This is a genomic window from Tropicimonas sp. IMCC6043, from assembly GCF_004146235.1.
Classification (GTDB): domain Bacteria; phylum Pseudomonadota; class Alphaproteobacteria; order Rhodobacterales; family Rhodobacteraceae; genus Tropicimonas.
Genome location: NZ_SELO01000016.1, coordinates 87950 through 101329, shown reverse-complemented (window position 1 = coordinate 101329; position 13380 = coordinate 87950). Strand labels below are relative to the sequence as shown.

Sequence of the window (13380 nt, the reverse complement as noted above, 5' to 3'; positions counted from 1 at the left end):
TCGCTGTATTGCTGCTCGGATGGCGTGCGTGGTCGTGGCGCTGCCGTGACGTACCTGTCCCATAGGGCTTCCTTCCATTCCAGCGAATGGATCGCACCATCAAACCGTGGGATCAAACACCTAGGCTTCGGATTCTGAGCATATGAACCGAGTTTAATTCGAAAAACTTTGCAAACTCCGAGTGGACTTCGCATCTCTGGAAAGATCGCTGATTTTTTGAACTGGGCTTTGTTCGCTTGGTGGTTCTTGAAGCCGACATCGTCGTTGGTGCCGTGGATGTGGGGGCGCCAAAAAACATTGGTTGGGCAGTGCTCGACGGCGAGAATGTCGAGCATGGTTCGAATCTTGGTTGCTTCGCTGCATGCTTTGCGGAGCACTCGCAGGAGCGTCCCTCTGCGCTAGGTTTCGAGGCGCCCTTGTTCATCCCGCATGGGAGACCGGCCAACAAACTGACCGGTCAACGCAGTGGCGAAAACGGACGGCCGTGGTCGGCCGGAGCCGGGGCGACGGTTACTACTATTGGCCTCGCTGTAGTCAATTATGTGCTGGCAAAGTTAAGAGCGCTTCAGTCAGAACGGCGGGCGGTACTCGACTGGAAGCACTGGCCAAACGGTGCCGATGTTCTCCTGTTCGAGGCCTTCGTCAGTGGCGACAATCATGCCTGACCTGGTGAACATTGGAAGGATGCCATAAGCGCCGCCGCGGGTTTCAGGGCGGTGGTGCGTGATTTGAACGCGGCGAACGCAGTCGTTGAGACCAAAGTGTTCTCTTTAGTTGGGAGTTGCATGCTTCGAACCGGTTGGAGCGACGATCCCGGAGTGTTGCATCAACCCTGTGTGGTTATCCGCCCTTGATTGCGATTCGAAAGCCCGCGAGCGCACAAGCCTCGTCTCGGTTTCTTTCTGCCCACTCCAATTTGGCACGTCCGGCAACAGCAGGAGGCGAGAAACAGACCAAGTTGGCGGCAGCGTTGATGGCGCGTCTTCCGTGACGACGTCCGATGAAGAGCTTCGATTGAATGAGATACTACCGACATTGGAGCGCGTAGGGCGATATCCGGTGCAGGAACTTACCCGACCTTTGCCTCGGAACTCTCAACCGTCGTGAACGGCCCAAAGCGGCCACCTGCAATTTCGTCAGCACCTTTCCCCAATGCGCCGCAACCAGCCATTTATCCACTACGCAGCAATCACGCCAAGTCGATACCACGGATGCGGTCGATACTTGCAGTGTTACCTCCGCGGCGGGTTTGACCAGCGACCACGCGCACAGATTGTGAACGAGACACCGGGCTTTCGTAAAAATCCTGTGCTGAGATCTAGCGGAGACAAGCCTTGGCGGAAATCAAGCCAAGATCCAGCTTTCGAGCCTTAATCTATCCGGTAGCCCGCCGGCGTGCACCAACTTGCCGTCAACCGCGATGCCGGGTGTCGAAATGACGCCCGCGATGGCGATCGCCTTGGCATCCGTGACCTTTTCGACATCGACCTCGACGCCGAGCCGCGCTGCCGCATCCTTCACCATCTGCTCGGTTGCTTCGCACCGCTTGCAGCCCGGGCCGTAAACCTTGACGTGTTTCATCGCGTAGCCTTTCAGAAGATCGCGTTGAACAGGAACCCGACCGACAGGATGCCGCTGGCAACCACGCCGATGAAGACGGCGATCAGGCGAAGAGTTAGGACCTGCCGGAGGATAATCATTTCCGGCAGGCTCAGGGCGATGACGGACATCATGAACGCCAGGACCGTCCCGAGGGCCGCCCCCTTACCCAGCAGCGCCTCGACGATAGGAATGACGCCCGCGGCATTTGTGTACATCGGGATTCCGACAACGACCGCCGCCGGAACGCTCCACCAGGCATCCGCCCCCATGATCCTTGCCATCAGGTCCTCGGGCACGTAGCCGTGGATCAACGCGCCGACGCCTATCCCGAGGATGATCCAGATCCAGACCTTGGCCAGGATCTCGCGGACCGCGTCGATTCCGAGCCGGTACCTCGCGGCCATCGAAAGGCGCTCCCCCTCGATGACCAAGGGAGCATCCGTGCCACCGTGTATGTCCTGGACCCAGTCCTGCAACCAGCCCTCAAGGCGCAGCTTGCCGATGACGAAACCCGCGACGATTGCAATGGCGAGACCGAAGCCGAGGTAGGTGATCGCCACCTTCCAGCCCACGAGGCCGAAGAGCAGCACAAGGGCAACCTCGTTGACCATCGGCGCCGAGATCAGGAATGAAAATGTCACACCGAGCGGAATGCCGGCTGAGACGAAGCCGATGAAGAGCGGCACCGCCGAACAGGAACAGAACGGTGTCAGGACCCCGAGGCCAGCCGCCATCACGTTGCCGGCCCCTTCGCGCTTTCCCGAGAGGAAGGCGCGGGTCTTCTCGGGGCTAAAGAAACTGCGCACCACGCCCATCGCGAAGACGATCAACGCGAGCAGCATCATCACTTTGGGCACGTCGTAAAGGAAGAAGGCGATGGCGCTTGCGGCATGGCTGCCCGGCTGAACGGGAAACAGCGACGCCATCCACTCCGAGGCCGGCAACAACTGCCGATAAACCAGCCACCACGTGACCGCCGCCGCAACCACACCGACATGCCCCCCCCAGGCCGGGATTTCGTACCGGGAATTTGGCGTATGTGTCTCGGTCGTCATGCGGCCTCCCGTTCCATCTCGATTTCCACCGCGAGCACCGCATCGAGGACCGCGCGAACGTCGGATGGCAGGTCAGGATTTCTGCGGTATCGCACCCATTGCGCGTCCCGCCGGTCAATCACGAGTCTGGCCTGCTTCAGAATCTGCATGTGTCGCGACATCCGGCTCTGGGTCGCGCCAATAGCCCTCATAAGCTCGCACACGCAGTGCTCGTCTCCATCGCGAAGCAGGTGCATTGCACGCAAGCGTGTGGCATCGGAAAGGGCGGAAAGAACCGATAGAATCATGAGCCACTCCTTCATGCGCATCAGCGCATAAGCGGTTCGTTGATGCATTGATCCGGATCAGTTTGACCATAACCATAACCATAACCTGGACAGATCACCGCGACCTGCCGCAGGAAGGAAGGTTCCATCCGGCGGCAGACGTGCGTCGTTACAGGCACGGCCTCCGCCTCAAGCCGAGGCACCCTGACATGACCGGGCTGGATACTGTGGCTGGCTGGGTTTTGCCTCGGGAGACGATTTTCGACTCTGACTCGGCAGAGAAGAAACTGATTAAATTATAAAAATTAGTTTCTTGAATGAGAGCGCAATCAAGTTGTTTTACGGGTAAAAACCCGCGCGTACGAAAGATGTTTTCAAAATAAGGAATTTAATGCCGGCATTAAGATAGAGATAACAGCACCCCTTGGATCGCGTGCGTTATAACGATTTAGTGAATGGTTGCCCCGCTGCCCCCGACGCTCAAATATACACCAAAAATATTTCAAAAAATATTTTTAACTAACTGATTTAGATCATTTTTTTTACTTATGGGGGCGGTTAGCAATAATTTCAAGCCCCCGGTTCATGAGATCGGGGGTTTTTTGGGATCGAGGAGATAAACCATGCATGCCAGCCGGCGCCAGTTTCTGAGCGGAATGAGCGCACTTGCCAGCTCTGTCGCAGCGTTCGGGTTCTCGCCTGCCTTTGGGCAGGTGACGTCCTCCACAATTGGAGGAGCGAATTTGGAAGTCACCAAGTCGCTCTGCGTCCACTGTGTGAATTTCTGCGGGATCGAAGTGCACAAGCACGACGGCGTGATCCGCGAAATCCGGCCCGATCCCGGCCGCCGTGAAATTTATAATCACGGGATATGCCCTAAGGGCGTCTCCGGTGCATTTACCGCCTACAACCCTTATCGCATCAAGACACCCTTGAAGCGCACCAACCCCAAGAAGGGTCTGGATCAGGATCCGGGCTGGGTTGAAATCAGCTGGGAAGAGGCTTTCGACGAAATCATTCCGCGGCTCGAAAAGATCAAGGCCGAAAACCCGTCCAAGCTGATCTGGCAGCACGGGCACGGCAAGTACCTGATCGGCGACAAGTTCCCCAAGGCATTTGCCAAGGCTTTCGGGACGCCGAACGTTGTTCACCGCACGACCACGTGCGAGTCGTCCCGCCATGTAGGGGATGACATTACATGGGGCTATCACGGCTTCCTGCCCGATCTGGCCCATACCAACCTGTTCCTCGTTTTCGGTTCGAGCTACTTCGAAGCCGAACAATATGCACGCTGGATGGATCACGCCGTGACCGACGCCCGCGAGCGCGGGATGAAGGTGATCGTGATCGAGCCGCGCCTGTCGCATTCCGGCGCCAAGGCGGACCGGTGGATTCCGATACGTCCCGGTAAGGACGTTGCCATGATGTTGGCTATGACCAAGATCCTGATAGACGATGGCGTCTACGACGAAGAGTTCCTGGTCACCTATACCAACGCGCCGCAGCTTGTTGGCGAGGACGGTCGAATCCTACGCGACGGCGAAGGACAACCGCTGGTCTGGGATGCGGTCAGTCAGTCTGCGAAGACTTTTGTGGAAGGTGTCGAACCGACCCTGCGCGGAAGCTTCGAGGTGGACGGCACGCCTGTGCGGACGGCCTTCGACGTCTTCGCCGAGAGCCTTTCGGAGTCGACGCCGGAGGCCGCCTCCGAGATCTGCGACGTTCCCGCCGAGACCATCCGCGAGATCGCTGGGATGATCGCCAAGGAAGCTCGGATCGGCACCACGACCATCGTGGATGGTTTCGAGCATCGTTACCGTCCGGTGTCGATCCATTCCTGGAGGGGGATGAGCGCCAAGGAGCACGGCGTGCAGAACTGGCGTTCCGCGCTCGTCCTGCAAATGCTGCTGGGCATTCCCGACGCTATCGGCGGGCACAAGCTTGGCAAGGTGCTTGATCACCCGGAATACATGGAACCCGCGAAATGCGAATACCCGCCGAAGCGGGTCGATCTCGCCAAGAGTGTCTATTTCCCGAATGGCCATCACGACGTTTGCCAGCAGGTCGCGCTTACACTGCTGGAGCCAAAGGCATATGGGCTCGAATACGTGCCCGAGTTGCAGATCTTCTACGCAACGAACCGGCCTGCCTCGACTTCGGAGACGGACAAGCAATATGCCTCGATGGAGAAGACGTTCAATGTCACCATCGAAGTGCATATGAGCGAGACGGCATGGATGAGCGACATCGTCCTGCCTGACAAGTCCTACCTGGAAAGCTGGCATTTCGCGCCGACACGCAAGCACAACTATTCCAGCCACACTGCGATCCGCCAACCCGTTGCGAACGTGTACTCGCTCGAACATGACGGTTTCACCATCCTTTGGGAGATCGCCAAGCGGCTGGGAATTCGCGACGAATACATCGAGCAGATCAACGCGCAATGGAAAGCCAAGGAGCCGGCCTTCGAGCCTGGCAGGGATTATTCCGACAAGGAAGCGGTCGAGATCCTTTGGCTCAATGCGACAAAAGGCAAACCGTTCCAGGAAGCCATAGAGAAAGGGTTCGATGGCAGCCTCAAGACCGCAGACAAGGTCTATATCAAAGGTCTCGAAGACCACATGAAAGGTCCCGGGACGCCCAAGATGCAGTTCTATGCGGACAGCATGCTCGGAACGTTCGAAAAGGTCGAAAAGGTCGTCAAGGAGAATGGCATTTCCAATATCGATCTGGACAAGTACCGGATCGCCTATTCAGCCTTCCCGACATTCGAACACGCTATGCCGACGCCGCACCGTGAGGCGACTGACTTCCCGTTCTATCTGCTCACTTTCAAGCGGATGTACCGGAACCAGACGGCCTGCTCCAACACCAACCCGATCCTCAACTTCGGGATTGGCAAGGACACCCAGGATAACGGGATCCACATCAACCCGGCCGCCGCGAAAGAACTCGGCATCTCGGATGGTGACAGCATTACGCTGGAAACCCGTATCGGCCAGACCCACGGGACGGCCAAACTGACCGAGTCCATTCGACCGGACACCATCGGGGTAGCCTACTCCTATGGGCACATGATCGCCGGATGGCCGCAATACGCAAAGCTCGGAACCGACGTGAACAAGGTGCTTGAGCTTCATCCGGACGTTGTTTCGGGGATGAACTCTTTCAACGACACGAAATGCCGCGTCATCAAGGCTTGAGGGGACGGAAATGAAACTTGTCCGTGTAATCGACACAACCCGCTGCATGGGTTGCCGCGCCTGCGTCGCAGCCTGTGCCATTGAAAACCACTTCACCCCAGGCGCGCCCTGGAATGTTATGGTGGAGGCCGAAAGCGGCACCTACCCGAACGTATCCCGCAGCTTTGTCACCATGAACTGCATGCATTGCGAAAACGCGCCGTGCATGGAAACCTGCACAAAAGCCGGGTTCAACGCCATCTACCGGGACGATTTCGGATCCGTGATCATCGACTACGACAAGTGCACGGGTTGCGGATACTGCGCAGCGGTCTGCCCCTATGGTGTTCCGCAGCTGACCGGGGAAGAGATCAAGACCCTCTATCCGGGAACAACAACGCCGATTGAGGACATTGCTCCCGAAGATCGACACCCGACGCACCGCAAAGTGCCAAATGTCGCGCAAAAATGCACTTTCTGTGCACACAAGCTGGAAAAGGCGGTCGCCGACGGCAAGGTTGCCGAAATCGGTTCCAACCCGGACTACACGCCGGCATGTGACGTGGTTTGTCCGGTGGATGCGCGGTTCTTCGGAGACATGGAAGACCCCGACTCGGTCGTATCGCGCAAGATAGTTCAGGGAAAGGCAACCCAACTCAAGCGCGAGTTCGGGACCGAGTCCAAGGTCTACTACATTCTGGAAGGTGGAGAAGTGAAATGAGGCTGCTCAGACCCTTTGCCGTCGCAATCGTTCTCCTAGGTGCCGCCGCCGGCGCAACACTCGGCCAGGACACAGCTTCCGAATGGCCAAACGACGGTTTCCCGCCCGGCCCCGGAATCCTCGCGGAAATGATCCGCACTGGTGAGATCGACCTTGGGGGAAAGAAAAGCCTCGCCCTTGGCGATCATTTCCACCGGATTCACACGCGTTTCATGTCAATTGAGTGCACGGCGTGCCACAACAACGTCGAGTTCCCGGAAGACATCCAGTTCCTCCGCCGCGATGAGTTCCCGGTGGTCGCCTATCCGGGAGCAGCGGATCGCGCCATTTGCATGGGCTGCCATCGGGGCGAAGGATCCATGGCAACGACTTTCTATCAAGTGCCGAAGCCATGAAAGATCTCATCCTTGACTATGAAAAAGAAGCGCAGGGGGCCTGGCTTCTTGCCACTCTTCTGCGCCATCCACCGACTGTGGAACAGCTCCGCAGTCTTCGGGAAATCGAACCGGACGGCTCCGACGGAGGCTTTTCCGGCTGCATCGCACAGGAGGACGATCTGGAAGCCTGCGACATGCGGCTTCGGGTAGAACACATGCGGCTCTTTGGTGGTCTGAAAGAAGGTTACGGCCCTCGGCCACCCTACGAGTCGCTTTGGCGCGAAGGTCAGATGCTTGCGGATTGCACTGTGGCCCTGAGCGAGCTCTACTTTCAGGCTGGGTATTCGCGGCAAGCTTCTGGCGTTCCAGCGGATCATCTTTGCGAAGAGCTCTTTTTCCGGGCGGCGTTGCTGAACGGCGAGGCCGAACAGCGTGCGCAGGACAATGTCGAAGAGGCCGACAACCTTGCAGCCATCCGGGAGAAACTCGACGCCGAGCACTTGCGGCAATGGGTGCCGGATTATGCAAAAGAGATGGGCGCTCAAACCTCCGAGCCATTCTACAAGGCGTTGTCCGAAGCACTGTGGACTGCAGTCGCTCCAGAAGCGCCGGGTCTCCGCCGAGTTGATGGAGAGACAAATGAAATGTGATCTTCGTTCGACGGTAAAAACGATCACGTTCGGTGCCGGAATCCTGTTCCTGGCGGGAATTCTGGTGGCAACGGGACAAACGCCGCAGGCAATGGCGCAACAAACGGAACCCGCGGCGGAGGAGCCTCAGCAAGAGGATGCGAAACCTTCGCCAGAGGCAGTTGCCGCTGTAAACGCGAAAAACGCAGAATGCCTCAGTTGCCATACAGAGGCGGGAGCCGTTACGGCCGACCCGACCATTGTGGATCTGGAGGCGCTTTCAAAGGTACTCATCGACCCTGTTGCCATGCAGGCCTCAAACCACACTGGGATGACCTGCATCAGCTGCCATGTCGGAAGCTATGAGGGCTTCCCGCATTCGGGGCCGCTTCAGGAAGTCCCTGGTCGGCACGAAACGCTCGATTGCGTGGAGTGTCATTCATTGCAGACCTGGCGCATCGAACCGCAGGTAGCGCATGGTGCTCACGGGCAGAATCCGAAAGTCTTCGAACGGTTCGATTGTAACAGCTGCCATGACTCGCATGTGTTCCAATCTGCGTCGAAACTGAAGGATCCTGTCGAGATCATTGCGCAGGACAATGGCATGTGCCTTTCCTGCCATGATAGTGAACTGCGTTTTGCCGAGTTTACGGCAGGAATAATCCCTGTACCGGAACAGCCTGACATCAACGTTATTCACCAATTCCTGGCCGATCCTGAACGCCATTGGTCATCGGTGAGGTGCATCGAATGTCACACGCCTGCTTCTGAAACGCCCACGCTGAACATCTCGCACAAGATCCTCACCAAGGAGGAGGCGCGTCGGGATTGCGTGACATGTCACAGCGCGGACACGCATTTGAGCGCCTCGCTTTACCGCTACGCTGCAGAGCAGAGAGACGCGGAAGATGCGGGCTTCGAGAATGCGCAGCTGCTGAGCAAGGCCTATGTTGTCGGAGCAACGCGCAACACCAAGGTTGATCAACTGGGCATGGCGTTGCTGGCACTGATTCTGGCCGGTATCGCGCTTCACATCCTTGGACGAGTGATCGGAAGGCTGATGACAGGAGGCAAAGAATGACACAGCGTATCTTCATCTTGCCAATCTGGATCAGGCTCTGGCACTGGACGAACGCTGCCTTAATGATCCTCCTTGCGATCAGCGGCGCCAGCATGCATTTCTCCGGTACCGGATGGGGCATCCTGAGGTTCGAAACCGCGGTCAAAATCCACAACTTCTGCGGTGTGACCTTGCTCTGGCTGTATGGGCTGTTCATCCTGGCAAATCTGTTCTCGGGAAACCTCGGTCGGTACCTCCCCGAAATGAAAGGGTTCATCGGGAAGTCCTGGAAGCAGATAAAGTTTTACTGCTGGGGCATCTTCGTCGGGGCGCCAGACCCGTACGAGCCGACTCGGGAGGCCAGCCACAACACGTTGCAGCAGGTCATGTACTGGGCGGTGATGTACATCCTTGTGCCCATCGTGCTGATTTCGGGCGCAATGTTCCTCTGGCCGAATCTTGCTCCTAAAGAGGTGTTGGGCCTTGACGGGTTGGTTCCCGTGGCCCTTGTGCATTACGTCGCCGGTGTAGTCCTTTTCGGTTTCACATTGATGCACATCTATCTGGGGACAACTGGCCACAAGATCTCAAGCCAGTTCAAGACCATGGTAAACGGTTATCACGAAATGGAGTAATTGGCACAGCGGTCCCATAACGTGCCCAAGCTTCATTGGCGCACCCGTCGCAACAAGTATTGAATTGCGACGGGTGCGCCAAGTTCATTGGTCCGCGGCATTGTCCTTCCCCCTTTGAACTGGGCCATTACGCTTGCCGAAATAGGGGGGACTTCACCCTGTTTCTGGTCCGGTCGTCGTGCGACCTTTCGGGTTGGTTGAAGTTGGGCCGCAAAGGCGTTCGGCGGCGTCTGCGGATAACCCAACAATACTCACGGAGCGCACTGCAAGTGTGCGGTGAGGTAATGAGGAACTTGTTCTGTTCTGCATCCTAGTCGATTTGGTGTGAGAAGAACCCTATAGCCGACGACCGAGAGGAACGCAGCGAGAGTCCGGTGTCCGCCCTTCGTGAAGGATGCTGCGGTGGGTTTGGATTTCAGCTTTCAGCACAAGGCGGTCATCCGAGCCCTTTCGCCAGATGATCGCAACGCAAGAATCTCGGACGTACCCGTCACCCTGGCGGTGGTCCGGGTCTCGACCAAGCGGCCGTCTAAGCTTCAATGTGAAAGTTGAGTGCCACTGACCAAATCCGATAAACTATCGGCGATGAGTAATAATCTTGGCTGAAGCACGTGAGAACGCGCATGAACTCAAGTTACATTCTGCCGATGGTGGCTGCACTACTGGGGATCACGACACTTGTCTCATGCGCCAATCAGCCCGCAATCGATGTCGCCGTCAGCAAGCGCGCGGCAGAGTGTATGGCGCGCGCGATGTATTTCGAGTCCGTCCAGTCAAGCCGAGACGGCATGATTGCCGTCGGAAGCGTTGTTATGAACAGGGTCGAGTCGGACGCCTACCCCGATACTGTTTGCGGTGTCGTCTCCCAACCCGGCCAGTTTGCTCCCGGTATCATGACTGGCCGGATGAGCAGCCGGTCCCTACATATGGTTCGAGAAGCCGCGATTTCTGTTCTGTCGGGGGAGCGGCACCCCGATATTGCCGAAGCAGAATTCTTCCACGCTGCCAACTACCATGCGGGCTACAACAACATGCATTACGTACTCGTCGCTGGCGGCAACGCCTTCTACGAGAAACGGCCACCTGAATTGGTAACCCAGCCTTCAACGCCGCGGCCGACGGAAACACAGCTACGGTGATGATCAGCTATCGTTGATCAGATCGCTTTGCGGTCGAAGCCAGCGGACAAGGGCATTGCTGTCATCAGTTCGTCCGAACAACTTTCCAAGCGTATTCTCATGGAGTTTCGCGGTCGATTCTGGCGCTATCCGCTATAAAACTCGGTCACCAAATTCAGTGACCTAGTGGTGACCCGAGACTGCATGCAGGAAAGTGACCTAACGCAAGAGAGGTAAGCGGCTGCCGCGTAACCCCTTCAAAAGTCGTTCTAAAATCGGGAGTGAAGTGGTGGAGCCAAGGTCCGCGCAAGTGTCTGATATTAAGACATATAGGCGTTCCCAGAGCTTCCATTCTACCAACAAAACCACGCGTTTGGCACTTCCATTGTGTCGTGCGTTGTCCTATTCTTTCCGCGACGTTCTTGGTAGAAAAAATGGTAGACGATGCGAGCGGGAAAACTGACCGTTGCGAAGGTCCGACAACTGGACCAGCCGGGCCGATACTCTGACGGCGGATGCCTCTACGTCGTGGTCGCGCCGGGCGGCTCGAAACACTGGATCGCGAGACTCACGATCCACGGGCGACAGACCGACATGGGGCTGGGCGGCGTGTCCTACGTGACGTTGGCCGAGGCCAGAGAGGAAACGGCCCGCCTGCGGAAGATTGCGCGTAATGGTGGAGACCCTCGCGCCGAACGGCGGCGCGAGACAATCACGTTCGAGGAGGCCGCGAACCGTGTTCACGCCGGGCTGTTGCCGACATGGAAGAACAAGAAGCACGCCGAGACGTGGCTCTCCACGATCAGGATTTATGCGAATCCGCACTTCGGGTCGCGGCCGATAGAGACGGTGACGACTGCGGACTGTCTCAAGGTTCTTTCGCCCATCTGGACCGAAAAGCACGAGACGGCGAAGCGCCTTCGCCAACGGCTGAGAACTGTTTTCGATTGGGCAAAGGGCGCCGGGTTCTATCCAAATGAGAACCCGATCAACGGGCTCAAGAAGGCACTTCCTGCCGTGAAGCAGTCTCAAGAGCACCTGCCGTCAATGCCCTGGCAGAGTGTTCCAGCGTTCATGACTAAGCTGAAGCAGCGGCAAGGGGTGTCGGCTCGCGTTCTGGAGTTCATCATTCTCACGGCAGTTCGATCAGGTGAGGCGCGGGGCGCTGAGTGGTCAGAGATCAACGACAGCACGTGGACCGTGCCGGCAATTCGCATGAAACGAGGAATAGAACACCGAGTGCCGCTATCTGAACAGGCGCTTGATGTTCTGGAACGGGTTCGCGGATTGGGCGAGACGATGGTGTTCCCGTCACCAATTCTCAGGCACGAAGAACGGCAGATGTCCGACATCGCGGTCAACAATCTGCTGAAGCGGATGGGAAATGAAGATGTCACTGTTCACGGCTTCCGCTCCTCGTTCCGGGTCTGGGCCTCAGAGCGCGCGCACGCTGACCGAGAAGTGGCTGAAGCTGCCATGTCGCACGCAAGGGGCAACGAAGTCGAACGGGCTTACGACCGGTCGGACCTCTTCGAGCGCCGCCGCTCGCTGATGGATGCATGGGGACGCTACTGCGCTGGCGAGGCCGGCGACGTGGTGCAGATGGTGCGGGCGTGAGGAGAATTGAGCTTTTCGACGCATATGGGAAACTGCTCTTTGATGCGAACGGGCGATTGACAGCTACAGCATATTTTCCAGACGACGACGCGAGCGTAGAGCAATGTCTTCTCATTTACCAAAGCGAAGCCGCTCGTTTTTATTCTGCGTCAGATGGAGACTTCCATCACTCTGCTGTGGCAAATGCTGTCTTGCGCACCATGCAAGAGAGGATAGGCCAAGCGATTGCATGCGGAACCATAGCATTCTTCATGGTTTGGGACAAAGTGAGTGGAAGGGAGATGAGCGTCGGGCGCGCGATTGAATTGACGTCGGAAATGTGGGGATCTGTAAACAAGGTGCCTGCAATGGGTTTCGGATTAGACGGTCGGTGGGTCGAGAGAGAGGCGAAAGTTCCTTGGAATCCAAGGAATTTGTGGAGCGCTTGGGTCCGGTTTCGGAGCGCGGCCCCATTCTGGGCCGCAGTATTATCGTCGGAAGAATACTTGGACCCAATGAAGTCGATTTTCGACCGTTGGGATGACGCTGCAAATCTCAGTTTCCTGAGAACAGTCGCCTTCTATGAACAACGCCTTCTGGAGGCAGACAACAGCGATACGTGGGATACTTGGAGAGTCACGGCTGACACTCCGGGAATGGGTTGGCCGCCAGAAATCTGGGACTATGATCCATTGCTTCCGTCTGGAGAGCGCTTGGTGGCGTTCGCCAGCGCGGCGGGCGGGATATGCCTTCCCACCGGCGAATGGATCGGGCGAGAGGAAGGCTAATCCCGGAGGGGGTACTGACAAACGCTTTGTCAGTATTATGCCGGGCGGAACGACAATCTAGATAAGTGACACGTCCTGACAATTCGGAGTGTCGCAGCAATGATCGCAAATCACAATTTTCGCCCCGCAGAGGCCGCGGCCTATCTCGGGGTTTCTCAATCCCAACTCGCCAAGCTCCGCATGGAGTCCAATCGCCATAAGGGCCCGGCATTCGCGAAAGTCGCCGGCTGCGTCGTCTATCGCCGCGCGGATCTCGATGCATGGATCGCCGCCAATATGGTGGATGCCGCCTAAACGAAACCCCGCCGATCAATTTGACCGAGCGGGGCGCATTCGTTTCTAGCGGACACT

The 13380-nt window shown here is 57.3% G+C and carries 13 protein-coding genes; 9 read left to right on the top strand and 4 right to left on the bottom strand.

The features are described from left to right. The 4 genes from EU800_RS27245 to EU800_RS15270 form a co-directional block, all read right to left on the bottom strand. Window positions 1-335, bottom strand: a 335-nt coding sequence (locus tag EU800_RS27245) for a hypothetical protein (RefSeq protein WP_207209918.1), incomplete at its 3' end; no start/stop codon positions are given. Between the two features lie 1009 nt (window positions 336-1344). Next, window positions 1345-1581, bottom strand: a complete 237-nt coding sequence (locus EU800_RS15280) for a thioredoxin family protein (protein WP_129633898.1) — start codon at window positions 1579-1581, stop codon at window positions 1345-1347. A gap of 11 nt (window positions 1582-1592) precedes the next feature. After that, window positions 1593-2657 carry a permease gene (locus tag EU800_RS15275; protein WP_129633896.1) on the bottom strand — a complete coding sequence of 355 codons (1065 nt, stop codon included), beginning with the start codon at window positions 2655-2657 and terminating at the stop codon, window positions 1593-1595. Continuing rightward, on the bottom strand, window positions 2654-2944 hold the full coding sequence (locus EU800_RS15270; protein ID WP_129633908.1) for a metalloregulator ArsR/SmtB family transcription factor: 291 nt from the start codon (window positions 2942-2944) through the stop codon (window positions 2654-2656). Before EU800_RS15270 ends, EU800_RS15275 begins: the two co-directional genes overlap by 4 nt. Before the next feature lie 602 nt (window positions 2945-3546). Between EU800_RS15270 and EU800_RS15265 the strand changes: the two genes are divergently transcribed. The 9 genes from EU800_RS15265 (at window position 3547) to EU800_RS15225 (ending at window position 13323) form a co-directional block, all read left to right on the top strand. After that, the gene (locus EU800_RS15265) at window positions 3547-6126 is read left to right on the top strand and encodes a molybdopterin-dependent oxidoreductase (protein ID WP_207209917.1); all 2580 of its coding nucleotides are present in this window, start codon (window positions 3547-3549) and stop codon (window positions 6124-6126) included. 10 nt (window positions 6127-6136) lie between these two features. Next, window positions 6137-6826: a 4Fe-4S dicluster domain-containing protein gene (locus EU800_RS15260; protein ID WP_129633894.1), complete on the top strand. Its 690-nt coding sequence runs from the start codon at window positions 6137-6139 to the stop codon at window positions 6824-6826. A gap of 128 nt (window positions 6827-6954) precedes the next feature. Then, window positions 6955-7221 carry a hypothetical protein gene (locus EU800_RS15255; protein ID WP_207209916.1) on the top strand — a complete coding sequence of 89 codons (267 nt, stop codon included), beginning with the start codon at window positions 6955-6957 and terminating at the stop codon, window positions 7219-7221. Continuing rightward, window positions 7218-7853 (top strand): molecular chaperone, encoded by a 636-nt coding sequence (locus EU800_RS15250; RefSeq protein ID WP_129633891.1) that lies wholly within the window; start codon window positions 7218-7220, stop codon window positions 7851-7853. Before EU800_RS15255 ends, EU800_RS15250 begins: the two co-directional genes overlap by 4 nt. Then, window positions 7843-8913, top strand: coding sequence for a cytochrome c3 family protein (locus EU800_RS15245; protein ID WP_165354686.1), 1071 nt, complete (start codon window positions 7843-7845; stop codon window positions 8911-8913). Before EU800_RS15250 ends, EU800_RS15245 begins: the two co-directional genes overlap by 11 nt. Beyond that, window positions 8910-9527 carry a cytochrome b/b6 domain-containing protein gene (locus EU800_RS15240; RefSeq protein WP_129633887.1) on the top strand — a complete coding sequence of 206 codons (618 nt, stop codon included), beginning with the start codon at window positions 8910-8912 and terminating at the stop codon, window positions 9525-9527. Before EU800_RS15245 ends, EU800_RS15240 begins: the two co-directional genes overlap by 4 nt. Before the next feature lie 740 nt (window positions 9528-10267). After that, the gene (locus EU800_RS15235) at window positions 10268-10666 is read left to right on the top strand and encodes a cell wall hydrolase (RefSeq protein ID WP_242500587.1); all 399 of its coding nucleotides are present in this window, start codon (window positions 10268-10270) and stop codon (window positions 10664-10666) included. Between the two features lie 423 nt (window positions 10667-11089). Further along, window positions 11090-12262, top strand: a complete 1173-nt coding sequence (locus EU800_RS15230; RefSeq protein ID WP_129633885.1) for a site-specific integrase — start codon at window positions 11090-11092, stop codon at window positions 12260-12262. Window positions 12263-13128: 866 nt separating this feature from the next. Further along, window positions 13129-13323 carry a helix-turn-helix domain-containing protein gene (locus tag EU800_RS15225; RefSeq protein WP_129633883.1) on the top strand — a complete coding sequence of 65 codons (195 nt, stop codon included), beginning with the start codon at window positions 13129-13131 and terminating at the stop codon, window positions 13321-13323. Window positions 13324-13380: the final 57 nt, after the last annotated feature.

Excerpts from the sequence above, each read along its gene's own strand:
- EU800_RS15280 (WP_129633898.1), bottom strand. The coding sequence starts at position 1,581 with ATGAAACACGTCAAGGTTTACGGCCCGGGCTGCAAGCGGTGCGAAGCA.
- EU800_RS15260 (WP_129633894.1), top strand. The coding sequence starts at position 6,137 with ATGAAACTTGTCCGTGTAATCGACACAACCCGCTGCATGGGTTGCCGC.
- EU800_RS15240 (WP_129633887.1), top strand. The coding sequence starts at position 8,910 with ATGACACAGCGTATCTTCATCTTGCCAATCTGGATCAGGCTCTGGCAC.
- EU800_RS15255 (WP_207209916.1), top strand. The coding sequence starts at position 6,955 with ATGATCCGCACTGGTGAGATCGACCTTGGGGGAAAGAAAAGCCTCGCC.
- EU800_RS15275 (WP_129633896.1), bottom strand. The coding sequence starts at position 2,657 with ATGACGACCGAGACACATACGCCAAATTCCCGGTACGAAATCCCGGCC.
- EU800_RS15230 (WP_129633885.1), top strand. The coding sequence starts at position 11,090 with ATGCGAGCGGGAAAACTGACCGTTGCGAAGGTCCGACAACTGGACCAG.
- EU800_RS15270 (WP_129633908.1), bottom strand. The coding sequence starts at position 2,944 with ATGATTCTATCGGTTCTTTCCGCCCTTTCCGATGCCACACGCTTGCGT.
- EU800_RS15245 (WP_165354686.1), top strand. The coding sequence starts at position 7,843 with ATGAAATGTGATCTTCGTTCGACGGTAAAAACGATCACGTTCGGTGCC.
- EU800_RS15250 (WP_129633891.1), top strand. The coding sequence starts at position 7,218 with ATGAAAGATCTCATCCTTGACTATGAAAAAGAAGCGCAGGGGGCCTGG.
- EU800_RS15265 (WP_207209917.1), top strand. The coding sequence starts at position 3,547 with ATGCATGCCAGCCGGCGCCAGTTTCTGAGCGGAATGAGCGCACTTGCC.
- EU800_RS15225 (WP_129633883.1), top strand. The coding sequence starts at position 13,129 with ATGATCGCAAATCACAATTTTCGCCCCGCAGAGGCCGCGGCCTATCTC.
- EU800_RS15235 (WP_242500587.1), top strand. The coding sequence starts at position 10,268 with ATGGCGCGCGCGATGTATTTCGAGTCCGTCCAGTCAAGCCGAGACGGC.